The organism is Polymorphospora sp. NPDC051019, from assembly GCF_040683055.1.
In the GTDB taxonomy this organism is placed as follows: Bacteria; Actinomycetota; Actinomycetes; order Mycobacteriales; family Micromonosporaceae; genus Polymorphospora; species Polymorphospora lycopeni.
Map to the genome: position 1 here is coordinate 825,327 of NZ_JBFBCH010000001.1, position 25,254 is coordinate 850,580.

Here is a 25,254-nt window from a genome sequence, read left to right on the forward strand (position 1 = left end):
TGCCGAAGGCCGGTGCAGAACGAAACGAGGTAGCGGCATGAGCGGCCGCAATGGTCTGGCAAGCCGCCTCTACCGGGGCGAGGCCGGCCTCAACATCGTCAACCGCCGCAAGGTGTGGTTTTCGGTCGCCGGCGCACTCGTCCTCGTGGCGGTCCTGAGCTTCGCGTTCCGCGGCTTCAGCCTCGGCATCGACTTCCGGGGCGGCAACGAGTTCCAGATCCCGGCCAGCATCGGCACCATGGAGCGGGCCGAGACCGCGGTCGAGGACGCCCTGGGCAGCCTCGACGGAAACGATGAGGCGCGCGAGGTCGTCTCGGTCCAGCAGGTCGGCAACGCGACCACCGGCTCCTACCTGATCCGCACCGGTGAGCTGACGCCGGCGAACTCCCAGGAGGTCCAGGACATCCTGGCCGAGGAGTTCAGCCTGCCGGCCGGTGAGATCAGCTCCAGCCGGGTCAGCGGCGCCTGGGGCGCCCAGGTGAGCGAGCGGGCCCTGCTCGGTCTGCTGGTCTTCATCGCGGTCGTCACGGTCTACCTGATCCTGCGGTTCGAGTGGCGGATGGCGATCGCCGCCGTCAGTTCGCTGCTGCTCGACCTGATCCTGACCGCGGGTGTCTACTCGCTGGTCGGCTTCGAGGTCACCCCGTCGACGATCATCGGCTTCCTGACCATCATCGGTTTCGCGCTGTACGACGTCGTCGTGGTGTTCGACAAGGTCCACGAGAACACGCGCGGCATCACCGGCGGCAGCAGCAGGACGTACGCCGAGTCGACCAACCTGGCGGTCAACCAGACCCTGATGCGGTCGATCAACACCAGCGTGGTGGCCCTGCTGCCCGTCGGCGGTCTGCTCTTCATCGGGGCCGGCCTGCTCGGCGCCGGCACGCTGAAGGACCTCGGTCTGGTGCTCTTCGTCGGTATGGCGGTCGCCGTCTACTCGTCGCTCTTCTTCGCCCCGCCGGTCCTGGTGACCTTCAAGGACTACGAGCCGAAGATCCGGGCGCACACCGAGCGGGTTCTCTCCCGTCGGGCCGCCGTCGCCCGCGGCGACGTGAGCCCGAAGGGTGCCGGCCGCGCGGCCAAGAGCGCGAAGACCTCGGCGGCGGTCGCGCCGGCCGAGGAGACCGAGGTGGCCGCCCTGGCCGGGGCGGCGCCGAAGGCGGGCGCCCGGCCGGCGGGCAAGCGGTCCTCCGGTGGGGGAGGACGCGCCGGCGGCCGTCCCGGTGGCGGCAACCGCCCCGGTGGCAAGCGCCGCTGACCCACGCACCAGAACTGAAACCGGCGTCCGGCATGCTGTCTCGTACGGCGTGCCGGACGCCGTTCTCGATGCCAGAGGGGGCGCTGTGACCGAGCGGAGCGAGGGAACCATTGGGCTCAGTGGTGTTCACGGTGGTGCCGAGCGAAGCGAGGTGACGCCGTGACCGAGTGGAGTGAGGGAACTGTCAGGCTCGGCGGCGCGGCCGCTGACGCGGTGGCGCGGGCCGGCACCGAGCTGCGGGGCGACAGTGGCCCGGAGATGGCGCGCCTGGTGGCGAGCCGGGTCCTGGACGTACCCGATTTTCCCAAGCCGGACGTCCTCTTCAAGGACCTGATGCCGCTTTTCGCCGACGGTGCCGCCTTCCGCGAGGTCGTCGACGGCATCGTCGCCTACCACGGCCGGGACTCCTTCGACGTCGTGGTCGGCATCGAGGCCCGCGGCTTCGTGGTGGCGGCGGCGATCGCGTACGCGGCGGGCACCGGTGTCGTACCGGTGCGCAAGGCGGGCAAGCTGCCCCGGGCCGCGTACGCCGAGTCGTACGCCCTGGAGTACGGGGAGGCGACGCTGGAGGTGCACCAGGACGCGTTCGCCGCCGGGCAGCGGGTTCTGGTCGTCGACGACGTGCTGGCGACCGGCGGTACGGCGCGGGCGACCCTCGATCTGGTGGAGCGGGCCGGTGGCACGATCGCCGGGTTCACCGTGCTGTTGGAGTTGTCGTTTCTCGGCGGCCGGGAGCGGTTGTCTCCCCGGGCGGTCCATGCCCTGCTGACGGTCTGATCCCATCGGGTGCCCGTACGGCGGAAGTGTCCCCGGGCGCCCGACCCGCTGGCCGAGCGAACGGCGTCGGGTCTCCCGGACGGGTAGGATGGGCCTTCTGACCAGGTGGGGAGTGATCTGTCTGGCCAGGAGCAGGTGGGCGGTCAGTCAGGACCGGGCGGGAAGTTGGCCAGGACCGGGCGGGAACCGTTCCACCCGGCTAGCGGAGGAAGGCACCGGCCGGTTACGGTCGGCTGATTCGGGCTGGTCGGCCGGATACCCGGCTGGCTCATTTTCCGGCGAGGTGTGAGGAGGCCGGTGTCCCACGACGTCGCCCCTTCGGTGGAGGACACGGTGCACCCGACTGGCGAGGACAACGCCGCCGCAAACGGATCGGGCGAGGTGGGCCAGGTGGCCGCCCCGGCCGACGAATTCGAACTGTCATCTGGGCGGGCGCCGCGTGGCGCGGCGTCCGACCGGGCCACGGGCCGGGCCGACGGCGAGGCCCTGACGAACGGCCACGGGCCGGCGGCCGACGTGTCGGCGGGCCGTGGCCCGGCCGCCGGTGCGCTGTCCGGCACCGCCGTGCCCGCCGGCACGCGTTCCGGTGCCGTTCCGTCCCCGGCCTCGACGGCGAACCCCACCGGCCGGGCGGCCAACGGCACCGGCCAGGTGGCCAACGGCACCGGCCAGGTGGCCAACGGCACCGGGCCGGCGGGCAACACCCCGGCCGCCAACGGCGCGGGCCGCAACGGCGGCGCGGACCGGTCGGCCGGCGACCCGGCCGGCGGGGTCGTGGTGGCCTTCCCGACCCCGGGCACGTCGCCCGGTCCGGCGACCGACGACCCGGAGTCGCAGTCGTCGAGCTTCGGCCTGGTCGGCGCGCCCACCGGCCGGCGGGTCCGGGCCCGGCTGGCCCGGTTCAACGCGCCGTGGCAGACACCCCAGGTGAGCGAGGTGCTGGAGCCGCTCATCGCCACCCACCGGGCGTCGCATCCCAAGGCCGACGCCCGGCTGCTCCAGCGCGCCTTCGACATGGCCGCCCGCTGGCACTCCGGGCAGTACCGCAAGTCCGGTGACCCGTACATCACGCACCCGCTCGCGGTGGCGACGATCCTGGCCAACCTGGGCATGGACACGACCACGCTCGTCGCGGCGCTGCTGCACGACACGATCGAGGACACCGACTACGGCCTCGACCAGATGCGGGCCGACTTCGGCGGCGAGGTGGCGCTGCTGGTCGACGGGGTGACCAAGCTCGACAAGGTCAAGCTCGGCGACGCGGCGAAGGCCGAGACCATCCGCAAGATGGTGGTCGCGATGGCCAAGGACCCCCGGGTGCTGGTCATCAAGCTCGCCGACCGGCTGCACAACATGCGCACGCTGACCTTCCTGCCCCGGCCGAAGCAGGAGCAGAAGGCGAAGGAGACGCTGGAGATCCTCGCCCCGCTGGCCCACCGGCTGGGTATGAACACGATCAAGTGGGAGCTCGAGGACCTGGCGTTCGGCACGCTGTTCCCGAAGCGGTTCGAGGAGATCAACCGGCTGATCGGCGAGCACCAGCCGCAGCGGGAGGCGCTGCTGCGCCAGGTGACGCAGAAGGTACAGGTCGACCTGAAGGCCGCCAAGATCAAGGCGGAGACGACCGGGCGGCCCAAGCACCTCTACTCGATCTACCAGAAGATGATCGTCCGGGGTCGGGACTTCAACGACATCTACGACCTGGTCGGGGTCCGCATCCTGGTCGACACGGTCCGCGACTGCTACGCGGCCCTCGGTGTGATCCACGCGAACTGGCAGCCCGTGCCGGGCCGGTTCAAGGACTACATCGCGATGCCGAAGTTCAACATGTACCAGTCGCTGCACACCACCGTGATCGGCCCGACCGGCAAGCCGGTCGAGATGCAGATCCGGACGTACGCGATGCACCGCACCGCCGAGTTCGGCATCGCCGCGCACTGGAAGTACAAGGAGAAGAAGGGCGCGACGATCGTCGGCCCGCCGGCGCACATCGACGAGATGACCTGGCTGCGGCAGCTGCTGGACTGGCAGCGGGAGGCGAGTGACCCGAGCGAGTTCCTCGACGCGCTGCGGTTCGACCTGTCCAGCCAGGAGGTCTACGTCTTCACGCCGAAGGGCGACGTGATCCCGCTGCCGACCGCGTCGACGCCGGTCGACTTCGCGTACGCGGTGCACACCGAGGTCGGGCACAAGTGCATCGGGGCGCGGGTCAACGGCAAGCTCGTGCCGCTGGAGTCGACGCTGTCCAACGGCGACGTGATCGAGATCTTCACCTCGAAGTCCGACACCGCCGGCCCGACCCAGGACTGGCTCGGGTTCGTCAAGAGCCCGCGGGCGCGTACGAAGATCCGGCAGTTCTTCAACAAGGAGCGCCGCGAGGAGGCGATCGAGGCCGGCAAGGACGCGATCGTCAAGGCGATGCGCAAGCAGGGCATGCCGTTGCAGCGGATGCTCAGCTCCGACAACCTGATGACGATCGCCCGCGACCTGCACCTGCCCGACGTGGCGTCGCTGTACGCGGCGGTCGGCGACAGTCAGGTGTCGGCGCAGTCGGTCGTCCAGCGGTTGATGGCCGGCTACGGCGGCGAGGAGGGCGCGGCCGAGGACCTGGCCGAGACCGCGATCGCCACCCGCCCGCCGCGCAGTCGGGTCACCGGCCACGACCCGGGGGTGGTCGTACGCGGGGTCAGCGACGTCTGGATCAAGCTGGCCCGGTGCTGCACGCCCGTACCGCCGGACGCGGTCTTCGGGTTCGTGACCCGGTCCGGCGGGGTCAGCGTGCACCGCGACGACTGCGCCAACGCCGAGGACCTGAAGGTCCAGGAGGAGCGGATCGTCGAGGTGAGCTGGAAGCTGACCTCGGCGTCGACGTTCCTGGTCGCGATCCAGGTCGAGGCGCTCGACCGGCACAAGCTGCTCGCCGACGTCACCCGAGTGCTGTCCGAGGAGCGGGTCAACATCCTGTCCGCGACGGTCACCACGACCCGCGACCGGGTGGCGGTCAGCCGGTTCAGCTTCGAGATGGCCGATCCGAAGCACCTGGGACACCTGCTGGCGGCCGTACGCAAGGTCGACGGGGTCTTCGACGCCTACCGGGTCACGTCGGGCGCCTGAGGCCGTCTGGCGGCCGGCGCCGACCTGACCGGAACGATCCGGCGGGCGCCGACCCGGCGGAAACGAGAAGAGCGGAAACGAAAGATCGGCGCGATCCCCGCGGGGATCGCGCCGATCTTTCGTCGGTGGTACGGGTCGTCAGCCGGCGGTGAGCGTCAGCGACTTGATCAGGACCTCGGTCTTGGGGTGGCCGCCACCGGCCGACTCGGCGAACGCGTTGTCGTGCCCATCGGCGCCGACCTTCTTCACGATGTCCATGCCCGCCGTGACGGTGCCCAGGACGGTGTAGTCCGGGGACAGTTCGCTGTCGCCGTAGACGATGAAGAACTGGCTGCCGGTGCTGCTCGGCTCGCTGGTCTTCGCCATCGCGATGACGCCCTCCGGGTAGGCGGGGCGCTTGTCGACCGGCAGGTTCTCCTCGGCGAACCGGTAGGTCGGGCCGCCGGTGCCGTCGGTCTCCCGGTAGCCCTCACCGGTCGCGCTCGGGTCACCGCACTGGAGCACCTTCAGCCCCTCGGTCACCAGCCGGTGGCACTTGGAGTTGTCGTAGAACCCGGTGGTCGCCAGGTGCTTGAAGCTGGCCGCCGTGCACGGCACCTTGGTCAGGTCGAGCTTGGCGCTGATCGGCCCGAGGTTGGTGTCGAACGTCAGCGTCTCGGCGCCCTTGGCCGGCACCTCGGTCGGCGGCAGGCCGACGTCCTTGGTCTGCGGGCTGCGCATCTCCGCCGGCACCTCGATCCAGTCGCAGGCGGCGGTGTCGGCCGACGGCGGGGCCGTGGTGGTCTCCGGGTCGTCGCCGCCGAGGTTGGTGACCAGCAGCACCGTTCCGGTGATCACCACCAGAAGGGCCACGCCGGCACCGACCGAGGCCTGGATCTGGCGACGCTTGCGGGCGGCGGCGGCGCGCTGGGCCATCTCCTTCTCGAGCCGGGCGCGCGCGGCGGCCCGTTGCCGCTCCTTGGTCGACGTCACGGTCGCTCCTCCTGGAACTTGTTTCTGCGCGCGGGGCGTGCGCGGGGCTGGTCAGGACTGGCCGGTGGCGCTCGGCGAGGCCGTGGGCGGCGCGTCGGTCAGGTCGGGCGCCGGCGGGGCGGTCGTCACCTCGCCGACGGTCAGGCTCTGGATCAGGACGTCGGTCGCCGGTTTGACCTTGGCGCCCATACCGTTGTCCACGGTCTCCATTTTGCCGATCGTGTCGACGACATCCTGGCCGGCGGTGACGCGGCCCACGATGGGATACATGGGTTCGGCCGTGGTGTAGTCCCGGAAGAAGATCAGGAACTGGCTGCCGTTGGCGCCCGGCGGGGTGCCCATCATCGCCACCGTGCCGGCGGGGTACAGCGGGGGAGCGTCCGGGGCCGGGCTCGCCGACACCGCCGGGGGCACGTTCTCGTTGAAGAACGTGTACGACGGGCCGCCCGCTCCGGTGCCGCTGTGGTCACCGCAGAGCAGCGCGCCCTCCTCGGTGATCTCGTGGCAGGTGGTGTTGTCGAAGAAGCCCTGGCCGGACAGGTGGGCGAAGCTCGCACCGGCGCACGGCGCGTTGGTCAGGTCGAGGTCGACCGTGATCGGCGCGCCCTGGTTGGTGGTGATCGTCATCGGCCGGGTGCCGGTGGTCGGCACGTCGGTCGTCGACGGGGTCCCGACCTCCTTGAGGCTGGGGTTGTTCGCCGCGTTCTGCGGGGTCCAGGTGCAGACCTCCGGCGGGCCGGCCTGCTCCTCCTCGGGATCGCGGTCGAAGCCGCCGAGCGCCCAGAACGAACCGACAACGATCAGCAGCAGCGCGGCCGCCGCACCGACACCGGCCTGGATCCGGCGGCGCCGACGCAGGCCGGCGGCCCTGCGGGCCATCTGCCGATCGAGCTTGGCACGCGCCAACTTGCGCTGCCGGTCCTTGCTGGAAGCCACCCGCGCTCCCCTTCCTCTTACCTCGATCCGGTGGCGACGGCGTCGCCTCGACCCGGTGGCGGCGTCGTCGCCGCATCGTCGGGCGTCAAGTGCGCCACGCCACACGCCCGCCAGAGTGTACGGGTAGTCACTAAGAATTTGGTGTGCGAGGTAGCCGAATGTTATCGGGCCTCACCTTCGCCGCCCGCCACGACCGCCGCCGGGGCGGGTTCGGCGCGGAACCCGGTGGCGGCTGCGGCTAGGCTCGACCCGTCGACAACCGTTGTAGGAGGAGGGGCCGCACGTGCTCGTCGCCGGCTTTCCCGCGGACGCCTTCGGCACCAACTGCTACGTGGTGGCCACCGCGCCGGGGGAGCAGTGCGTGGTCGTCGACCCCGGGATCGGGGTGGTCGACCAGCTCGACGCGCTGCTCGCCGAGCACCGGCTGCACCCGGCCGCCGTGCTGCTGACCCACGGCCACCTCGACCACACCTTCTCGGTGACCCCGGTCTGCGGTGCCCGCGGCATCACCGCCTACGTGCACCCGGCAGACCGTGAGCTGCTCGCCGACCCGGGCAAGGCGCTGTCGATCGACCCGGCCCAGCTCTTCGGCGGCCGGCTGCCCTACACCGAGCCCGAGGACGTCGCCGAGCTGACCGACGGCGCCACGCTGACCCTGGCCGGCCTGGAGATCACGGTCGACCACGCGCCGGGCCATACCGGCGGGTCGGTGATGTTCCGGTTGCCCGGCGCCGGCTCGTCCTTCGAGGCCGAACAGCTCTGCCTCACCGGTGACGTGCTCTTCGCCGGCTCGATCGGTCGCACCGACCTGCCGGGCGGCAGTCTCCCCACGATGATGCGGAGCCTGCGCGACAAGGTGCTCCCGCTCGCCGACGACACCGTCGTACTGCCCGGCCACGGCCCCGCCACCACGATGGGGCGCGAGCGCGCGACCAACCCGTACCTGCGTCAGGTCATGACGGGCGGCCAGGCCGCCGGACCGGCGCGGGGTCTCTAAGAACTTTCCGGCGCCGCGCCCGGCGCGGCGCCGTCCGAGGAGAATCATGAGCAAGCCCAGGCCGATCTCCGGCTTTCCCGAATGGCTGCCGCCGCAGCGGATGATCGAGCAGTACGTCGTGGACCGCATCCGCGACACCTTCGAGTTGTACGGCTTCGCGCCGCTGGAGACCCGGGCGGTCGAACCGCTGGACCAGTTGCTGCGCAAGGGCGAGACGTCCAAGGAGGTCTACGTCCTGCGCCGGCTGCAGGAGGATCCGGCCGGCGCGACCGACGACGACGCGCTCGGCCTGCACTTCGACCTGACCGTGCCGTTCGCCCGGTTCGTGCTTGAGAACGCCGGCAAGCTGCAGTTCCCGTTCCGGCGCTACCAGATCCAGAAGGTGTGGCGCGGCGAACGGCCGCAGGAGGGCCGCTACCGCGAGTTCCTCCAGGCCGACATCGACATCGTCGACCGGGACACCCTGCCGGCCCACTACGAGGCCGAGATCCCGCTGGTGATCGGCGACGCGCTCGGCGGCCTGCCGATCCCGCCGGTCCGGATCCAGGTCAACAACCGCAAGGTCTGCGAGGGCTTCTACCGCGGGATCGGGCTGACCGACCCGGAGGCGGCGCTGCGCGCCGTCGACAAGCTCGACAAGATCGGTCCGGCGAAGGTGGCGGCGTTGCTGGCCGAGACGGCCGGGGCGAGCGAGGCGCAGGCCAAGGCGTGCCTGTCGCTGGCCGAGATCTGCGCGCCGGACGCGTCGTTCGCCGACGCCGTACGCGCGCTCGGGGTGACCCACCCGCTGCTGGACGAGGGCCTGGCCGAGCTGGTCGCGGTGGTGGAGACCGCCGCCGCGCACGCGCCCGGCCTGTGCGTGGCCGACCTGCGGATCGCCCGTGGCCTCGATTACTACACCGGCACGGTCTACGAGACCCAGATGATCGGGTACGAGAGGTTCGGGTCGATCTGCTCCGGCGGCCGGTACGACAACCTCGCCAGCGCCGGCGACACCCGCTTCCCCGGGGTCGGGATCTCGATCGGGGTGTCCCGGCTGCTCGGGCTGCTCTTCGGCGCCGGCGAGCTGACCGTGTCGCGCGACGTGCCGACCTGCGTGCTGGTGGCGCTGCCCGACGAGGAGCGGCGGCGCGACTGCGACCGGATCGCGGCCGGGCTGCGGCGGCGCGGCATCCCGACCGAGGTGGCGCCGACGGCGGCCAGGTTCGGCAAGCAGATCCGGTTCGCGGAGCGGCGCGGCATCCCGTACGTGTGGTTCCCGGGTGCGGACGGTGCCGGCGACACGGTCAAGGACATCCGGTCCGGGGAGCAGGTCGACGCGACCGCCGACGACTGGTCGCCACCCCCCGCCGACCTGCGGCCGCTCATCAGTTGAGCCGCCGGTTGCCGTGACGGCCGAACTCGACCTACGGTACCGTAAGTTACGCCACCGTAGGTAGGGAGAACCCATCGTGCCGTCCACCCGTACGCCGCTCAGCCAGGAAGCCCTGCTCATCGAACTGGAGCCGGTCGTCGCCACGAACCTCGACCGGCACCTCGGGCTGGCCAAGGAGTGGTTCCCGCACGAGTACGTGCCGTGGAGCGACGGGCGCACCTTCGACGGCGTGCTGGGCGGCGAGGCGTGGTCGCCCGCGGACTCCACCATCCCGGAGGCGGCCCGCACCGCGCTGATCGTCAACCTGCTGACCGAGGACAACCTGCCGTCGTACCACCGGCAGATCGCCACGCTGTTCGGCCAGGACGGGGCGTGGGGGACCTGGGTGCACCGGTGGACGGCGGAGGAGGGGCGGCACGGTACGGCGATCCGCGACTACCTGACGGTGACCCGGGCGGTCGACCCGGTGGCGCTGGAGCGGGCCCGGATGGTGCACATGTCGGCCGGCTACTCCAACCAGCACGACGACGAGGTGCTGCACTCGCTGGCGTACGTCTCGTTCCAGGAGCTGGCGACCCGGATCTCGCACCGCAACACCGGCCGGGCCACCGGCGACCCGCTCTGCGAGCAGCTGCTGGCCCGGATCGCGGCCGACGAGAACCTGCACATGGTCTTCTACCGCAACCTGCTGGCCGCGGCGTTCGAGTTCGCGCCCAGCCAGGCGATGCGGGCGGTCGCCGACGTGGTCGGCGACTTCCAGATGCCGGGCAACGGCATCGACGGGTTCGCCCGCAAGTCGGTGCAGATCGCCCTGGCCGGCATCTACGACCTGCGGCAGCACCGCGACGACGTGGTCAACCCGGTGCTGCGGCAGTGGGACATCTGGAACGTGACCGGCCTGGACGCCGACGGCGAGCTGGCCCGCGAGCAGCTGGCCGAGCACCTGTCCGAGCTGGACGTGGCGGCGACCCGGTTCGAGGAGAAGCGCGCCGCCCGGGAGGCCCGCACCGCCGCGAGATCCGCCTGACCAGTCACCAAGATCCGCGTTATCAGGGGCTGAATCGAGCGTGTCGCCGGTGTGTCGGGGTGCGAACTCCCTGATCACGCGGATCTTGCACCGGACGGCGCCAGCCGGCGCCGGGGCCGGGGTCGGGGCGCCGGCGGGCGCGCCCCGGGCGGCGCGGGGGCGGGTCAGGCGGGTGGGAGTTCGAAGACCAGGCAGCTCGAGGTGGCCTGGGCGACCAGGCGGCCGGCGGCGTCGGTGAGCCGGGCCTCGGCCAGCGCCACCCGCCGGCCGCGCTGCACCACGACGCCCTCGCAGGTGAGCAGGCCGGAGGCGACCGTCGCCGGCCGGACGAACTTCACGTTGAGGTCGAGCGAGGTGTAGCCGTACCCGGCGGGCAGGGTGGTGTGGACGGCGCAGCCGGCGGCGGTGTCGAGCAGGGTGGAGATGACGCCGCCGTGCACCGAGCCGAGCGGGTTGTAGTGGAACTCCTGCGGGGTGAGGGTCACCCGGGCCCGCCCCTCGTCGGCCGTCATGCCGTCGGCGCCGATGGTGTGCATGATCGGCGGAGCGGGCACCTCGCCCCGGATCATCGCCTGGATGGTCTCCAGGCCGGCGCGCCGGCCCAGTGTCGCGGCGGTCGCCGCCGGGTCGGTCCACGAGAAGGTACGGGTGCGGGCCGCCGCCGGCCCGGTCTGGGTCTGCGTCATGGACGCAGCCTCGCAGCAGCTTGCTGAGTCTGTCAATGAGACCTAGCCTGGCGGGGTGAGACCCGCCGCACTCGACTGGGAGATCGACAACTGCACCATCGGCCGCGCCATGGCGATCCTCGGCGAGCGGTGGACCGTCGTGGTGCTCCGCGAGGTCTTCAACGGCGTACGCCGCTTCGACGACATGCGCGAACGCACCGGCATCCCGCGCCAGGTGCTCACCAACCGGCTCGCCGGCCTGGTCGGGCAGGGCGTGCTGCGCCGGGAACCCTACCGGGAGCCGGGCGCCCGGCTGCGCCACGAATACCGCCTCACCGACAAGGGGCTCGACCTGTGGCCGGTGCTGGTCGCCGTACTCGAATGGGGTGACCGCTACCTCGCCGACCCGGAGGGGCCGCCGCTGGAGACCGCGCACCGCGACTGCGGCGCGCCGGTGCGCGCCGTCCTGCGCTGCGCCGCCGGGCACGAGGTCGCCGACCCGCGCGAGGTGCTGCCCCGGCCCGGCCCCGGCGCCCGCCGCCGCGCCTGACCGAAACCGCGCGGGTCCTGACCGCGGTACCCCCTTCCGGGCTGCTCACGGGCAGTTCCGTCGATCACTTCCGGCCGCCGGTGGCGGCACCGCGCGGTACGGTGCGCCCGATGAGTGCCACCGAACCGGTCCGCCCGGCGGCGCCCCCCTCGGCCTGGGCGCCGCTGCGCGTCACCGCCTTCCGCAGCCTGTGGCTCGCCGTGCTCGGCAGCAACATCGGCGCCTGGATGCAGACCGTCGGTGCCCAGTGGCTGCTCGTCGACGAACCCGGTGCCACCACGCTCGTCGCCCTCGTCCAGACCGCGAGCATGCTGCCGGTCCTGCTGCTCGCCCTGCCGGCCGGGGCGCTCGCCGACACCTTCGACCGGCGGCGCCTGCTGATCGCCGTACAGGCGTTCCTGTTCGTGGTCGGCGTCGCCCTCACCGCCCTGACCGCCGCCGGCCGGATGCCGCCCGCTCTCCTGCTCGGCCTGACCTTCGCCCTCGGCGTCGGCCAGGCGCTGACCCTGCCCGCCTGGCAGGCCGTCATCCCCGAACTCGTGCCCCGCCCGCAGTTGCAGTCCGCGTCGGCGCTCGGCTCGATCAGCATCAACCTGGCCCGCGCGGTCGGCCCGGCGATCGCCGGCGTACTGGTCGCCCAGGCCGGCGTCGCGGTCGTCTTCGCGGTCAACGCGGCCTCGTTCCTGGTCTTCACGCTGGTGCTGCTGCGCTGGCGGGCACCGCGCCAGGCCGGCGGCGACCACCCGGAACGCTTCCTGGCCGCGCTACGCGCCGGCGGCCGATACGTACGGCACTCGCCGGTCGTCCGCCGCATCCTGCTGCGCGCCACCCTGTTCATCGTGCCCGGCACCGCGCTGTGGGCGCTGCTGCCACTGATCGCCAGCGTCCGTCTCGGGCTCGGTTCCAGCGGGTACGGGCTCCTGCTCGCCGCACTCGGCGTCGGGGCCGTCGCCGGGGCGTTCGTGCTGCCCCGGCTGCGCGCCTGGCTGTCCGCCAGTCAACTGCTGCTCGCCGCCGGCCTGGTCTTCGGGGCGGCGCTGCTGGTCGTCGGCGCCGTACCCCGGCCGCTGCTTGTCACCATCGCCCTGGTGCCGGCCGGAATGGCCTGGCTGACCGTGCTGTCCAGCGTCAACGCGTCGATGCAACTGTTCCTGCCCGGCTGGGTACGCGCCCGCGGCATGTCGATGTGGCAGATCGTCTTCGCCGGCGGGCAGGCCCTCGGCGCACTCGCCTGGGGCGCCCTGGCCCAGGCCACCAACCTCGTCGTCGCGCACGTGGCGGCCGGCGCGCTGATGCTCGTCGGCGCCGCGACGGTCCGCTGGTGGCCGCTGCGCGAGGTCGGCCACCTCGACCGGGCGCCGGCCGTCTACTGGCCGGAGCCGCACCTCACCCCCGACCCCGACCGGCGGCTCGGCCCGGTCCTGGTCACCGTGACCTACCCCGTACGGCCCGAACGGGAGGCCGAGTTCGTCGCGGCGATGCAGTTCGTCCGCCGTTCCCGCCAGCGCACCGGCGCGACCCACTGGGGCCTCTACCGGTCCGGGGAGCGGCCGGACCGGTTCGTCGAGGTCTACCGGGTGTCGTCGTGGGACGAGCACCTGCGCCAGCACGGCGGCCGGATGACCGGCGCCGACCAGGCGGCCGAGGAGCGGGCGCGGGCCCTGGCCGACGGCGAGCCGGAGGTCACCCACCTGCTGCCGGCCCGGCCCGGCTGAAGGGTCGGCCCGGCTGAAAGGTCGGCCGGACGGCCGCCGTGACGGGTCAGCCGAACAGCAGCGGCAGCAGGCCCATGCTGTTCACCGCGCCATGGACCACGATCAGCACCCACACGTTGCGGTAGCGGGCCCACAGGTAGCCGGTCAGCAGCCCGAAGCCGCCGTTCCAGGCCAGGATCACCGCGAGATTCTCCCCGAACGGGCCGTCACCGAACCGGTGCACGTGCATCGCGGCGAACAGCAGCGCGGTCGCCACGATCGCCGGCCACCGGCCGAGCAGCACCTCCAGCCGGGTCTGCAGGAACACCCGGTAGAAGATCTCCTCCGTCACGCTCGCGGTCAGGAACGTGAGCACCGCGGCACCGGCCAGCACCGCCGGGTCGTACGCCTCGTAGCCGGACATGTCCCGGTCGCCGGAGAGTGGACTGTAGTAGAGCAGGTATCCCCAGGCCAGCACGGCCGGCACCGCGCCGAACAGGTACCAGCGGCGGGGGAGCAGCGCCCGGTGCGCGGCGGCCGGGGACGGGGCCGGCCACCGGCGCAGCACCAGCCAGCTCACGCCGATCAGCAGGAGGACCTTGACCGGGCCGTAGAACAGTCCGCCGTCGGGCAGCGCGAAGACGACCACCGCGACCACCGGGAACACCAGCGCGATCAGGGTCAGCCCGACGGCCTGGCGGCGGTACACCGCCCGCTGGTCGGGGTCGATCGGCGGCAGGCCGGGCAGCCTGGGCGGGACGAGCCGGGTCAGCAGCAGCGCGGCGAGTACGGGGACGACCACGGCGGCCAGCGGGATCGGACCGGCCTCCTCGTCGGCCGAGGTCCGCAGGTCGGTACGGCCGGACAGCAGCAAGACCACGGGTACGGCGGCGAGCAGCAGCAGACCGGCGGCGGTCAGCACCTTGGTACGCATGTTTCCAGCGTGCTGTCCAGGGGAGCCCGGAGAATCCCTCTGTGCGACGATCGTCGGCTACATCCTTGGAGGGACCGCCCGGCCCGGTCCCGGCATGTCGAGTGCGCCAGCCGCAGACGATCACAGCCGGGACGGACGCCGCCTGCCCTGGGGGCCGGTACTGCTGTCGCGCCGCCCCGGCGGGGTGTTGCTGTCGCGGTCCACAGCGAATTCGGCGTAGCCACAGCGAATTCGCTGTGGCCGCCACCGCTCACCAGTCCCGGGCGGCCACCAGCTTCTCAGTGTCCGCGTCGGTGAACCCGTAGGCCGACGCCACGAACCGGAAGTCGCCCGCGATCTCCTCGCGCGCGACGGTCTCGATCTCGCTCCCCGCCGCCTCGAAGTCGGCCTCCAGCAGGTTGAACTCCTCCGTCGCCGCCTCCGTCAGGGCGTACAGGGCGGCCAGGTCGGAAGGCCGCTCCGCCTCGATCCGCCCGCACAACCGCAGCAGGATCGCCCTGCCCTTGTCGACGACATGATCCGGAAAGTACGGGTCCGCGTACATCCCGTGCAGAAAGTCATGCCCTGTCACCTGTTCGTTCGTGATCGGCACGGTGCCCCACATCCCTTCGACGGCTGGACGCGCCGATCATGCCCCACCCCTCTCCGCGATCCTGCGGTTGTCTCCCCCATCCGCGGCTTTCGTCCGGCGACAAGTGCAAGATCGCGGCGTACGCGTGGGGGCGGCACCTCACGGTGCCGCCCCCACGCGGGTGGAACGGGTCAGCGGCCGAATCGCAGACGGTTCCGCTTCGGCTTGCGCCCGAACAGGCGTTGAGCCTGGTCGGCCGCGTTGTGCATCAGCCGGGTCGCCTTCGACGAGCCGCGCCGGGCCTCCAGCGTCTGGCTCACCTTCCGGACCCCGGCCGCCGCCACCGGAACAGCGACCGCGACGACCGCCCAACGACGTACCGCGTTGCGGATCATGACACCTGCTCCCTTCGCTCGCCGGTGTCATGATTCGAACTGAGCGGGTTGATTCGCTCGCTGGGCTCGCTCATGACACCTGCCGTGCAGTTGGTTCGACGTGTCCTGACCGGTTGCGTACCCGGGACGGCGCCCGGCTAAGCGGAACCGCGCGACTTCGTGGTCCGTACCACGGGTCGGGAACGGCGGCTGTCGAGCACGACGGCGAGCGGCCACAGCGTCTGGGCACCGGCCGCCACCCGCTCGGCGAGGCCGGCGTACCCGCTGCCGCCGAGACTGGCGACGAACCAGCCGACCAGGGCCAGCAGCACCACGGCGGCGGTCACCGCGACCGCCGGGCGCAGCGTCGGGGGCCGGGGCGTATCCCGGCGGAAGCCGAGCGCCGGCCACAGGCCGAGGGCGCCGAACGCGACCGCGGCCGACGAGGCAATCGCCCACCAGGGCACCGCACGCACCAGCCCACCGTACGGTGGGGCGACCGGCCTGCCGCCGTGACGGTCGGGGGCGACGGCACGGCGACGGCGGGGTGGTGGCGTGCGGACGGCGGGACGGCTGAGAGAATGCCGGTGCAGCCCGCAACAGTCGAAGGAGACGCCTGCCGTGATCCGTACCCATGACGCCGGCACCCTGCGCGCCACGCACGCCGGCACGACGGTGACGCTCGCCGGGTGGGTGGCCCGCCGGCGCGACCACGGCGGCGTGATCTTCGTCGACCTGCGCGACTCGTCCGGCGTGGTGCAGGTCGTCTTCCGCGAGGAGATCGAGACCGCCCACGCCCTGCGCAACGAGTACTGCGTACGGATCACCGGCCAGGTCGACCGCCGGCCCGAGGGCAACGAGAACCCGGAACTGGCGACCGGCGAGATCGAGGTGACCGCTTCCGAGCTGGTCATCCTGTCGGAGGCCGCCCCGCTGCCGCTGCCGGTCGACGACCACGTCGACGCCGGTGACGACGTACGGCTCAAGTACCGCTACCTCGACCTGCGCCGCAGCGGCCCGTCGCGCAACCTGAAGCTGCGGTCGCGGGCGAACCACATCGCCCGCACCGTGCTGCACGACCGCGACTTCCTGGAGATCGAGACCCCGACCCTGACCCGGTCGACGCCGGAGGGCGCCCGCGACTTCCTGGTCCCGGTCCGTCTCCAGCCCGGCACCTGGTACGCCCTGCCGCAGTCGCCGCAGCTCTTCAAGCAGCTCCTGATGGTCGGTGGCATGGAGCGCTACTACCAGATCGCCCGCTGCTACCGCGACGAGGACTTCCGCGCCGACCGGCAGCCGGAGTTCACCCAGCTCGACATCGAGATGTCGTTCGTCGTCCAGGACGACGTGATCGAACTCGGCGAGGCGATCGTCGGCGCGCTCTGGAAGGACCTGGCCGGCCACGAGATCAGCACGCCGATCCCGCGGATCACCTGGCACGACGCCATGGACCGGTACGGCTCCGACAAGCCCGACCTGCGCTACGGCGTGGAGCTGACCGAGCTGACCGACTACCTGCGCGGCACCGAGTTCCGGGTGTTCGCCGGTGCGATCGACGCCGGTGGCTACGTCGGCGCGGTGGTCATGCCGGGCGGGGCGGGCCAGACCCGCAAGGAACTCGACGGCTGGCAGGACTGGGCCAAGGCACGGGGTGCCCGTGGCCTGGCGTACGTGGTCCTCGACGCCGAGACCGGCGAGCCGCGCGGCCCGGTCGCGAAGAACCTGTCGGCGGCGCACCTCGGCGGTCTCGCCGACGCCGTCGGCGCCAAGCCGGGCGACGCGGTCTTCTTCGCCGCGGGCGCCGACCGGCGGGACGCGCAGGAGTTGCTCGGCGCCGCCCGGATCGAGATCGCCAAGCGGGCCGGCCTGGTCGACGAGAGCGCCTGGGCCTTCTGCTGGGTCGTCGACGCGCCGATGTTCGAGAAGACCGACGACGGCGGCTGGACGGCGGTGCACCACCCGTTCACCTCGCCGAACTCCGACTGGCTGGACCGGTTCGAGGAGGCGCCGGACCGGGCGTTGGCATACGCGTACGACATCGTCTGCAACGGCAACGAGATCGGTGGCGGCTCGGTCCGTATCCACCGGGGCGACGTGCAGCGCCGGGTCTTCGACCTGCTCGGCATCAGCCCGGACGAGGCCGCCGACAAGTTCGGCTTCCTGCTGGAGGCGTTCAAGTACGGCCCGCCGCCGCACGCCGGCATCGCGTTCGGCTGGGACCGGATCTGCATGCTGCTCGCCGGTGCCGACTCGATCCGCGAGGTGATCGCCTTCCCGAAGACCCGGGGCGGCTTCGACCCGCTGACCAGCGCCCCGACCCCGATCACCGCCCAGCAGCGGCTGGAGGCCGGCGTGGACGCCAAGCCCAAGCCCGCCGCCCCGGCGGCCGGCACCACCGGCGTGGCCGCCCCGGTGGAACCCTCCTGACGCCGAAGATCCGCGTGATCAGGGACCGCGTCGCGCGTGTCGCCGGCGCGGCGTGCGTCAAACTCCCTGATCACGCGGATCATGGCGCGGCAGGACCGTGGCGGGGAGCACTGTGACGCTGCTCGTCGTCGGCGCCACCGGGCTGCTCGGCGGCGAGGTGTGCCGGCAGGCGGTCGCCGCCGGCCGCCGGGTCGTCGGCACCCACCACCGCACCGCCGGTGCGGTGCCGGACGTCACCTGGACGCCGCTCGACGTACGGGACCGGTCCGCCGTGCTCGCCCTCGCCGGTCGGGTACGCCCGACCGCCGTGGTCAACACCGCCTACCGGTACGACGACTGGGCGGTCACCGCCGACGGGGCGGCCCACGTGGCGCTGGCCGCCGCGTCGGTCGGCGCCCGCCTCGTGCACGTGTCCAGCGACGCCATCCACAGTGGACGGTCCACGCCGTACGCCGACGACGAACCGCCCAGCCCGGTCTTCGCGTACGGGGCGGCGAAGGCGGCGGCCGAGACCGCCGTACGGCTGGTCGACCCCGGTGCGGTGCTGGTGCGTACCTCGCTGATCGTCGGCGACGAGAACAGTGAGCAGGTACGCCTGTGCCTGGCCGCCGCCACCGACGGCGGGCCGCGGCTGTTCGCCGATCAGATCCGCTGCCCGCTCGGTGTCGAGGATCTGGCGTCGGCGGTGCTCGAACTCGTCGACCACCCGGTCGCCGGCCCGCTGAACGTGTGCGGCCCGGAGCCGCTCAGCCGCGTCGAGCTCGGTGTCCTGGTCGCCCGCCGCCACGGGATCGACCCGGCGCGGCTGCGGACCGGCACCATCGCCTCGTCCGGGCGGCCGAGCCCGGCCGAGGTACGTCTCGACCCGGCGCGGGCGGTCGCCCTGCTGAGGACCCGGCTCCGGCCGGTGAGCACCTACCTGACCCCCGGCCAGCCCTCCCGGCCCCCCGGTGATCCGCGTGATCAGGGAGTTCGCGCCCCGACCCGCCGGCGACACGCGCGACGTACTCCCTGATCACCGGGATCAGAGGGAGATGGAGGTGCGGGGGAGGGCGCCGGTGTAGCCGAGCCGCCGGTAGAGCCGGATCGCGCCGACGTTCTCCACGTACACGCCGAGGCTCGCCCGTCCGTACCGGTCGACCAGCCGGCGGGTCAGTGCCGTGGTGAGCGCACCGCCCAGGCCCCGGCCCTGGGCGTCGCGGGCGACCGCGAGGGAGGCCAGGAAGCCGACGTCGCCGCGGCTGCGGTCGGCGCCGCAGGCCACCAGCCGGCCACCGGCACGGATGCCGTACCAGCCGGCGACCCGCGCGTCGCCGGGCCGGGTGGTGCTGTCCGGTAGGACGTCGTCGAGCAGCTCGTCGATCGCGTCGTGGTCGGCGGCGGTGAGCGGCACCACCGCGTCCTCGCCGGGACACGCCGACGGTGGCGCCGCCGTGTCGAGGAAGAGCCACCGGCCGATCCGGGTGAAGGCCAGGTGCGGCGCCAGCACCGGCGCCGACACGTCCGGCAGGTGCAGGTGCCGGGGGCGCGGCACCGGACCGTCCGGCCCGGTCGAGGCGAAGAACCTGGCGGCCCGGATCCCGTCGCCGAGGGCGTACCCGACCGGTCCGCCCGGACCGGCGCCGAACCATACGACGGTGTCCGTACCGAGCCGGAAACCGGTGATGCCGCCGCCGGCCGGGTACCCGGCGGTCGTCAGCCGTACGTAGGTGTGGTCGCCGGCCGCGGCCAGCACCTCGGCCCGCCCGGCCAGCGGTTCCCCGGTCCTGGTCACCGACCCACCGTACCGACCGGGTCCGGTCCGCCCGGACCGACGTCGTGCCTGATCACGGTGGTCGATGCGGCGGCGGAGATTGGCGGCGGTCGCCGCTGGGTACTTCCGGCGCCGACCCACTGGGAAACCCCCTCTCGGAGGAAATGTCATGTTCGCCATCGCCGCGGCTGTGGTCTTCGGTTTCGCACTGCTCCTCGACCTGCTGAGCACCGACTTCGGTGCGCCCGACCTGTTCAACTGGAACACCCTCGTACTCATCGGACTGCTCCTGGTCGCCCTGCATCTCGGCGGGGCCGGCGCCGGCGGCCGGCGGTGGAGCCGCCGAGGTCGCCGCTGACGGCCGTTCGCAGGTCACCGGCCCGGCTTCGGCGTCTTTTCGGCGCCTGTCGCCGGGCCGGTACTGTCTTCGTGATGGAGCCCGACGGTCTTTTCCCGCTCGCCGACCCCGGTGGCCAGCGCGGTGCGCAGCCCGGTGCCGGCGACGGGTTCACCACCCCGGGCGCCGACTCGCCGCTGCCGGTCCGGATGCGACCGGCCACGATCGACGAACTCGTCGGCCAGCAGCACCTGCTCGCGCCGGGGTCGCCGCTTCGGCAACTCGTCGGCGGCGCCGCCCCGATGTCGGTGATCCTGTGGGGGCCGCCCGGCTGCGGCAAGACCACGATCGCGCACCTGGTCGCGGCGGCGACCGACCGCCGGTTCGTGGCCATGTCGGCGCTGTCGGCCGGGGTCAAGGACGTCCGGGCGGTGATCGACACGGCCCGCCGCCAGCGGCGCGCCGGCGGCCCGCCGACCGTGCTGTTCATCGACGAGGTGCACCGCTTCAGCAAGACGCAGCAGGACTCGCTCCTCGCCGCCGTCGAGGACCGTACCGTGACGCTGCTGGCGGCGACCACCGAGAACCCGTACTTCTCGGTCATCTCGCCGCTGCTGTCGCGGTGCGTGCTGCTCACCCTCCAGCCGCTCGACGACGCCGCGGTCCGCGACCTGTTGCGCCGCGCCGTCACCGACGGGCGCGGCCTGGCCGGTGCCGTCACCCTGGCGCCCGAGGCCGAGGACCACCTCGTACGTCTCGCCGGCGGCGACGTACGCAAGGCACTGACCGCGCTCGAGGCGGCGGCCGGCTCGGCGGCCGCGACCGGGGAGGCCGAGATCGACCTGGCCACCGCGGAACGCGCGGTCGACGTGGCCGCCGTGCGCTACGACCGCGACGGCGACGCGCACTACGACGTGACCAGCGCCTTCATCAAGAGCATGCGGGGCTCCGACGTCGACGCGGCCCTGCACTGGCTGGCCCGGATGCTGGTCGCCGGCGAGGACGCCCGGTTCATCGCCCGGCGCATCGTGATCTTCGCCAGTGAGGACGTCGGGATGGCCGACCCGACCGCGCTCAGCGTGGCGACCGCCGCCGCGCACGCGGTGGAATACGTCGGCCTGCCCGAGGCGCAGCTCAACCTCGCCCAGGCGGTGATCCACATGGCGACCGCGCCGAAGTCCAACTCGGCCACCTCGGCGATCGCCGCCGCGATCGGCGACGTACGGGCCGGCCGGGGCGGGGCGGTGCCGCGGGCCCTGCGCGACGCCCACTACGCCGGCTCGAAGGGGCTGGGGCACGGCATCGGCTACCGGTATCCGCACGACGACCAGCGCGGTGTCGTGACCCAGCAGTACGCCCCGGACGAGCTGGCCGGCGTCGACTACTACCGGCCGACCGAGCACGGCGCGGAGCGGCCCGTCGCGGCCCGGCTGCCGGTGCTGCGCCGGATCGTGCGCGGCCTGCCCCCGCCCGCCCGTGGTCCCGCGCCGGCGACCGCCGGGCGCGCCGCCGAGGCGCGGCGTGACCCCGGCACCGACGGCTCGCCGGCCGTGGCCGGCGGGTCCGCCGGTGACGGCCCGCCGCGGGCCACGCCCATCGACGGACCGTCACCCGCCGGGGAGCCGCCCGCCGGTGCCGCGCCGGCTGCCGCCGACGAGGTGGCGGTTCCCGCCAATGGTGTGGCGGCCAGGAACGATCCGGCGGGCGGGCAGGCCCGGCCCGGCAGCACATCCGACGACGACGGCAGGACCCCTGCCGGGGAGGCTCACCAGTGAGATCGCGCGGTTCCGAGCGGCCCGAAGACGGCTCCGAGGAGGGCCGGGACGCCCGGCCCAAGGGCCGGCGGTGGGGTCGTAACCGGCCCGAGCCGGCCGAACCGGAGCAGGTGTCCGGCGAGGAACTCGGCTGGATCGCCGACCTGCGGACGGCACGCGAGCAGCGCGCCGACATCGGCCCCGGCGGCGCCGAGCCGACCGGCCCGCGGGGTGGCGCGCCCGAGCCCTTCCCCGGCGACCTGCCACCCGCCGCCCGGCGGGGCGAGGCGGCCCCCGAATCCCGGTCCGAGCGTGGCGAGCCGGCCCTCGATCCCCGGTCCGCCGCCGGTCCGCCGCCGGCCCGCCGCGCCGCCCCGGACCCGGATGCGACCCGGACGTGGTCGATACCGCCGGGATCGATGCCACCCGCGTCGACGCCACCGGCCCGGCCCGGCGAGGGACCGGCGCACCCCGACGCCCGGCGTGCCGGGCCGGCTGAGCCTCGGCAGGCCATGCCGACCGACCCCCGGCGTCCCGACCCGGCTGATCCCCGGCAGGCCATGCCGACCGACCCCCGGCAGGCGGCTCCGGGCGCTCCTCGCCAGGCCGATCCCCGGCAGGCCGGTCCGGCCGGCCCGCCGCCGGGCACCGGCGCCTGGCCGCCGGCCGCCGCCCGCCCCGGCCCGCCGCCGGGACCGCCGCCCGGTCGACCCGCCGCCGAGCCGGGTACGCAACCGCCCGCCGGCCGGACAGTGCCGCCCGCTGCTCCGGTACCGCCACCCGCCGGCCGGGCAGTGCCGCCGACCGGTCCGGTGCCGCCGCCCGCCGCCGAGCGGCCCGGAACGCGGTCCGGTGGCTTCGTGCCGCTGCGGGCCGCCGGCACCGACCCCGACGGGACCGGACCGGTCGTACCCAGGAGCGGCAACGCCCCACCGGTGCCGCCACCCGCTCCACAGCAGACCCCGGGTGCCGCCCGGCCACCGGCCGGGCCCGGGCCACGGGGCCGCGAGATACCCGACTTCGAGGCGGGTCGCGAACCGTTCGACGGGTTCCGGCGGGCCGAGCGCCCGCCGGCGGACGAGCCGACCGGCGGCGGACGCCGCCGGGCCCCCGAGCCGGACGGCGGGGGCGACGCCCCCACCGCCGGCTGGCCGCAGACGCCCGCCCGCGGCGGACCCGGCGGGCCACCGCCGGGCGTCGCCGGTCCGGCCGGCGGCCCGGTACTACCCGAAACCCGGCCCGGGCCGCCCCCCGGCGGCGACCGGACCGGCGACCGGACCGGCGACCCCCGTGCGGCCTATCCGGGCCGGCACGGCGACCGCACCGGCGATATCGCCGGAGGCCGGCACGGCGACCGGACCGGTGACATCGCGGCGGGTCGGCACGGCGACCGCACCGGCGACGTCCTGGCGGACGGTACGGGGCGGCGCGGTGACCGGACCGGCGACATCCGTGGCGGCGGCGACGGCCCGCCGGCGGGACGCGTCCCGGTACGTCCCGCCGAGCCGGGTACCGGTGCCCGCCCCCCGTCGGCACGCGTACCCGGCCACGCGCCCGCACCCGACGGGGCGACCGACCGGCGCGGGACGGGAACGGCCTCGGTGCCGCCGCCCAGCACCGCGGCGGTGCCCCCGCCGCCCGGCGGTGCCGCGATTCCGCCGCGGATCGGCAGCGCGCCGGGAGCGGCCGGCTCAGCCTCGGTCGTGCCGCCCGCCGGGGCCGCACCGGTCCGGCCCCCGGCCGGTAGCGCGTCGGTACCACCCGCCGGTAGCGCCTCCGTACCACCCGCGGGTAGCGCGGCCGTACCGCCGGCCGGCCGGTCGACGGTCGGCCCGCCACCGGCCGACCGGACCGCGTCCGCCGCGCCGGTCCCACCGCACGCCCGGCCGGACGGGCCGGCGCACGGCGAGCCGCACCGGCCGTACCCCGGGGAACCGGCCGCCGACGACCGGGCGCGCCGGTCCGAACCGGCCCCGCCCGGTGCCGGCCCGGTGCCGCCGGCCGAGGGTCCACCCCGCGCCGCGGCGGTGGTCCGTGCCGCGGCCGTGCCACCCCCGCCCGGTCCGAACAGGCCCGGTCCCGACCGCCCAGGTCCCGACCACCCCGGTCCGAACAGGCCCGGCCCGGACCGGCCTGGCCCCGACCGGCCCGGTCCCGACCGGGCGGGCCCCGGCGGACGGCCGGACGGACCCGCGCCGGTCGACCCCGGTGCCTTGACGTCGCTGATCTCCACGGTGCCGCCGCTGCGTACGGCGTCCGCCCCGGTCCGGCCGCCGGCCGGTGACCCGGCCGCCGGCCGGGCGGCCCCGCCCGGCTCCGCCGTCGCCCGGCCCGACGACCCGGCGCTGCGGGGGTACGCCCCGCCGGCCGACCGGGACGGCGGATTCGACGACGACGAGGACGGGGACCGGCCCGGGGCCCGGCGGCCGGGAGCCGGCATGTTCCGGGGCGCCCGGTCGGAGATCCGCCGCCAGATGCGCGAGCAGCGGCGGCTGCGGCTGGCCGCCCTGATCATGGTCAGCCTGTTGGTGCTCGGCGCGCTGCCGCTCTACTTCGGTATCCGGGCGGCGACCCGCGACCCGGTCTTCAGTTCCCTCGACGCGCTCGCCGTTCCGGCGTGGGCGTCGACGTCGGTGCAGGACGGGGTCGACGGCAGCCGGTGGTGCTTCATCGAGTGCCGGTTCCGGGAGCGGACCGTGCAGTCCGAGCGCGGCTCCGAGGAGACCGCGACGGTCTACGAGAAGGCGCTCACCGACGACGGCTGGCGGCCGTGGACGCCGCAGTTCTGCCCGGACCAGCCGGTCGAGGGGCGCTACACCTGCTGGCGGCGCGACGAGCTGACACTGGACCTGTGGGTACGCGAGCCACCCTGTGCGGTGGAGCAGCCGGCGGTGGAGCCCGACCTGCTGCCGACCGGTGAGCCGGGCACCGACCCGAATCCGCAGGAGTCGGAGGAGCCGGCGGCCGAGGGCTGCACCGGTTCGGTGGTGACGGTCAAGGTACGTAACGCGATCGCCGACGAGCGCACCGGACCGCAGCCGAGCACCGATCCGTCGCTCACCGGCGAGGACCCGGACCCGATCTTCACCGACGATCCACTTCTGGACCTGACACCCTCCCCGTCGTGAGGCCGGGAGCCGTCACGGACGGTAGGGTCTGCACGTTGGCGCAGAGAGGGCGTCGGCGCACCGGACCCTCCGTCCGGTAGCGACACCCCCGACAGTGGACGGCACGGCGCGCCGACGATCACGCTTCGGTTGAGGAGGACACGCGTGGACGGTGGACAGATCGCGGCTTTGATCGCGGCCGGGGCGTTTCTGATGCTCGTACTGGTGCTCGCGGTGCCGATCCTTCGGCTGCGGCACACGGTCGACGCGGCCACCCGGACGATCAACGATCTCAACGAGCGCACCGCGCCGCTGCTGGGCAACGTCAACAGCACGGTGGAGAACGTCAACGTCGCGCTGACGCAGGTGCACACCTCGCTGGACGGGGTGAACATCCAGCTCGCCAAGATCGACACGATGACCGGGCACGCCCAGAACGTCACCGCGAACGTCGCCAACCTGGCCACCGTGGTCTCGGCCGCGGCGGCCAACCCGCTGGTCAAGGTCGCCGCGTTCGGATACGGGGTACGAAAGGCGGCCTCCGCCCGGCGGCAGGCCGACGAGGATCGCGAGGTCCGCGCCACCCTGAAGCAGCAGCGGCGGGCCGCCAAGCGCGGCAACCGCTGATCCCG

Annotated in this window: 22 protein-coding genes; 14 read left to right on the plus strand and 8 right to left on the minus strand. The window is 73.7% G+C overall.

Annotation, left to right across the window (positions count from 1 at the left end):
• Positions 1–37: 37 nt before the first annotated feature.
• The 3 genes from secF (at position 38) to AB0M79_RS03705 (ending at position 5,149) form a co-directional block, all read left to right on the plus strand.
• Entirely contained in the window at positions 38–1,258 is a 1,221-nt protein-coding gene (gene secF / locus AB0M79_RS03695; protein ID WP_364207442.1) for a protein translocase subunit SecF, read from the plus strand.
• A 258-nt stretch (positions 1,259–1,516) separates the two neighbouring features.
• Positions 1,517–2,035: an adenine phosphoribosyltransferase gene (locus tag AB0M79_RS03700; RefSeq protein ID WP_364207625.1), complete on the plus strand. Its 519-nt coding sequence runs from the start codon at positions 1,517–1,519 to the stop codon at positions 2,033–2,035.
• A gap of 297 nt (positions 2,036–2,332) precedes the next feature.
• The gene (locus tag AB0M79_RS03705) at positions 2,333–5,149 is read left to right on the plus strand and encodes a RelA/SpoT family protein (protein WP_364207444.1); all 2,817 of its coding nucleotides are present in this window, start codon (positions 2,333–2,335) and stop codon (positions 5,147–5,149) included.
• A 138-nt stretch (positions 5,150–5,287) separates the two neighbouring features.
• On the opposite strand, the gene AB0M79_RS03710 is transcribed toward AB0M79_RS03705, so the two are convergent.
• Both AB0M79_RS03710 and AB0M79_RS03715 read right to left on the minus strand, forming a co-directional pair.
• Complete coding sequence (locus tag AB0M79_RS03710; RefSeq protein WP_364207446.1) at positions 5,288–6,121, minus strand: peptidylprolyl isomerase; 834 nt, start codon at positions 6,119–6,121, stop codon at positions 5,288–5,290.
• A 51-nt stretch (positions 6,122–6,172) separates the two neighbouring features.
• On the minus strand, positions 6,173–7,057 hold the full coding sequence (locus tag AB0M79_RS03715; RefSeq protein ID WP_364207448.1) for a peptidylprolyl isomerase: 885 nt from the start codon (positions 7,055–7,057) through the stop codon (positions 6,173–6,175).
• Between the two features lie 283 nt (positions 7,058–7,340).
• Here AB0M79_RS03715 and AB0M79_RS03720 point away from each other — a divergent pair, with 283 nt between their 5' ends.
• From AB0M79_RS03720 to AB0M79_RS03730, 3 genes are all read left to right on the plus strand, one after another.
• On the plus strand, positions 7,341–8,054 hold the full coding sequence (locus AB0M79_RS03720) for an MBL fold metallo-hydrolase (protein ID WP_357539975.1): 714 nt from the start codon (positions 7,341–7,343) through the stop codon (positions 8,052–8,054).
• A gap of 46 nt (positions 8,055–8,100) precedes the next feature.
• Entirely contained in the window at positions 8,101–9,429 is a 1,329-nt protein-coding gene (gene hisS / locus AB0M79_RS03725; RefSeq protein WP_364207450.1) for a histidine--tRNA ligase, read from the plus strand.
• A 76-nt stretch (positions 9,430–9,505) separates the two neighbouring features.
• Positions 9,506–10,456, plus strand: coding sequence for an acyl-ACP desaturase (locus AB0M79_RS03730; RefSeq protein ID WP_364207452.1), 951 nt, complete (start codon positions 9,506–9,508; stop codon positions 10,454–10,456).
• Between the two features lie 164 nt (positions 10,457–10,620).
• On the opposite strand, the gene AB0M79_RS03735 is transcribed toward AB0M79_RS03730, so the two are convergent.
• Positions 10,621–11,142, minus strand: coding sequence for a PaaI family thioesterase (locus tag AB0M79_RS03735; RefSeq protein ID WP_364207454.1), 522 nt, complete (start codon positions 11,140–11,142; stop codon positions 10,621–10,623).
• Between the two features lie 55 nt (positions 11,143–11,197).
• Between AB0M79_RS03735 and AB0M79_RS03740 the strand changes: the two genes are divergently transcribed.
• Positions 11,198–11,671: a helix-turn-helix domain-containing protein gene (locus AB0M79_RS03740; RefSeq protein ID WP_357539983.1), complete on the plus strand. Its 474-nt coding sequence runs from the start codon at positions 11,198–11,200 to the stop codon at positions 11,669–11,671.
• A gap of 110 nt (positions 11,672–11,781) precedes the next feature.
• Positions 11,782–13,386, plus strand: coding sequence for an MFS transporter (locus AB0M79_RS03745; protein WP_364207456.1), 1,605 nt, complete (start codon positions 11,782–11,784; stop codon positions 13,384–13,386).
• 46 nt (positions 13,387–13,432) lie between these two features.
• Here AB0M79_RS03745 and AB0M79_RS03750 read toward each other — a convergent pair whose 3' ends face one another.
• The 4 genes from AB0M79_RS03750 to AB0M79_RS03765 all read right to left on the minus strand — a co-directional run bounded on the left by AB0M79_RS03750 (position 13,433) and on the right by AB0M79_RS03765 (position 15,720).
• A complete protein-coding gene (locus tag AB0M79_RS03750; protein WP_364207457.1) occupies positions 13,433–14,299 on the minus strand; it encodes a CPBP family glutamic-type intramembrane protease in 867 nt (288 codons plus the stop codon).
• Between the two features lie 250 nt (positions 14,300–14,549).
• Complete coding sequence (locus AB0M79_RS03755) at positions 14,550–14,870, minus strand: DUF5713 family protein (protein ID WP_364207459.1); 321 nt, start codon at positions 14,868–14,870, stop codon at positions 14,550–14,552.
• Positions 14,871–15,061: 191 nt separating this feature from the next.
• Complete coding sequence (locus tag AB0M79_RS03760) at positions 15,062–15,265, minus strand: hypothetical protein (protein ID WP_357539991.1); 204 nt, start codon at positions 15,263–15,265, stop codon at positions 15,062–15,064.
• A 137-nt stretch (positions 15,266–15,402) separates the two neighbouring features.
• Positions 15,403–15,720 carry a hypothetical protein gene (locus tag AB0M79_RS03765; RefSeq protein ID WP_364207461.1) on the minus strand — a complete coding sequence of 106 codons (318 nt, stop codon included), beginning with the start codon at positions 15,718–15,720 and terminating at the stop codon, positions 15,403–15,405.
• A gap of 145 nt (positions 15,721–15,865) precedes the next feature.
• Here AB0M79_RS03765 and aspS point away from each other — a divergent pair, with 145 nt between their 5' ends.
• A complete protein-coding gene (gene aspS, locus AB0M79_RS03770; protein ID WP_364207463.1) occupies positions 15,866–17,671 on the plus strand; it encodes an aspartate--tRNA ligase in 1,806 nt (601 codons plus the stop codon).
• A gap of 112 nt (positions 17,672–17,783) precedes the next feature.
• Positions 17,784–18,686, plus strand: a complete 903-nt coding sequence (locus AB0M79_RS03775) for a sugar nucleotide-binding protein (protein ID WP_364207465.1) — start codon at positions 17,784–17,786, stop codon at positions 18,684–18,686.
• A gap of 9 nt (positions 18,687–18,695) precedes the next feature.
• Here AB0M79_RS03775 and AB0M79_RS03780 read toward each other — a convergent pair whose 3' ends face one another.
• Positions 18,696–19,445 carry a GNAT family N-acetyltransferase gene (locus AB0M79_RS03780; protein WP_364207467.1) on the minus strand — a complete coding sequence of 250 codons (750 nt, stop codon included), beginning with the start codon at positions 19,443–19,445 and terminating at the stop codon, positions 18,696–18,698.
• A 148-nt stretch (positions 19,446–19,593) separates the two neighbouring features.
• On the opposite strand from AB0M79_RS03780, the gene AB0M79_RS03785 reads away from it, so the two are divergent.
• The 4 genes from AB0M79_RS03785 to AB0M79_RS03800 all read left to right on the plus strand — a co-directional run bounded on the left by AB0M79_RS03785 (position 19,594) and on the right by AB0M79_RS03800 (position 25,249).
• Positions 19,594–19,782 carry a hypothetical protein gene (locus AB0M79_RS03785; RefSeq protein WP_357540002.1) on the plus strand — a complete coding sequence of 63 codons (189 nt, stop codon included), beginning with the start codon at positions 19,594–19,596 and terminating at the stop codon, positions 19,780–19,782.
• 74 nt (positions 19,783–19,856) lie between these two features.
• Entirely contained in the window at positions 19,857–21,536 is a 1,680-nt protein-coding gene (locus AB0M79_RS03790) for a replication-associated recombination protein A (RefSeq protein WP_364207469.1), read from the plus strand.
• A gap of 2,417 nt (positions 21,537–23,953) precedes the next feature.
• Entirely contained in the window at positions 23,954–24,643 is a 690-nt protein-coding gene (locus tag AB0M79_RS03795) for a hypothetical protein (protein ID WP_364207627.1), read from the plus strand.
• Positions 24,644–24,787: 144 nt separating this feature from the next.
• Positions 24,788–25,249, plus strand: a complete 462-nt coding sequence (locus AB0M79_RS03800) for a DUF948 domain-containing protein (RefSeq protein ID WP_357540006.1) — start codon at positions 24,788–24,790, stop codon at positions 25,247–25,249.
• Positions 25,250–25,254 lie beyond the last annotated feature (5 nt).

Bases quoted from the DNA above. Each gene is read 5' to 3' on its own strand.
- AB0M79_RS03745 (WP_364207456.1), top strand. From the start codon at position 11,782: ATGAGTGCCACCGAACCGGTCCGCCCGGCGGCGCCCCCCTCGGCCTGG.
- AB0M79_RS03790 (WP_364207469.1), top strand. From the start codon at position 19,857: ATGGAGCCCGACGGTCTTTTCCCGCTCGCCGACCCCGGTGGCCAGCGC.
- AB0M79_RS03795 (WP_364207627.1), top strand. From the start codon at position 23,954: ATGTTCCGGGGCGCCCGGTCGGAGATCCGCCGCCAGATGCGCGAGCAG.
- AB0M79_RS03700 (WP_364207625.1), top strand. From the start codon at position 1,517: ATGGCGCGCCTGGTGGCGAGCCGGGTCCTGGACGTACCCGATTTTCCC.
- secF (WP_364207442.1), top strand. From the start codon at position 38: ATGAGCGGCCGCAATGGTCTGGCAAGCCGCCTCTACCGGGGCGAGGCC.
- AB0M79_RS03750 (WP_364207457.1), bottom strand. From the start codon at position 14,299: ATGCGTACCAAGGTGCTGACCGCCGCCGGTCTGCTGCTGCTCGCCGCC.
- hisS (WP_364207450.1), top strand. From the start codon at position 8,101: ATGAGCAAGCCCAGGCCGATCTCCGGCTTTCCCGAATGGCTGCCGCCG.
- AB0M79_RS03735 (WP_364207454.1), bottom strand. From the start codon at position 11,142: ATGACGCAGACCCAGACCGGGCCGGCGGCGGCCCGCACCCGTACCTTC.
- AB0M79_RS03760 (WP_357539991.1), bottom strand. From the start codon at position 15,265: ATGATCCGCAACGCGGTACGTCGTTGGGCGGTCGTCGCGGTCGCTGTT.
- AB0M79_RS03785 (WP_357540002.1), top strand. From the start codon at position 19,594: ATGTTCGCCATCGCCGCGGCTGTGGTCTTCGGTTTCGCACTGCTCCTC.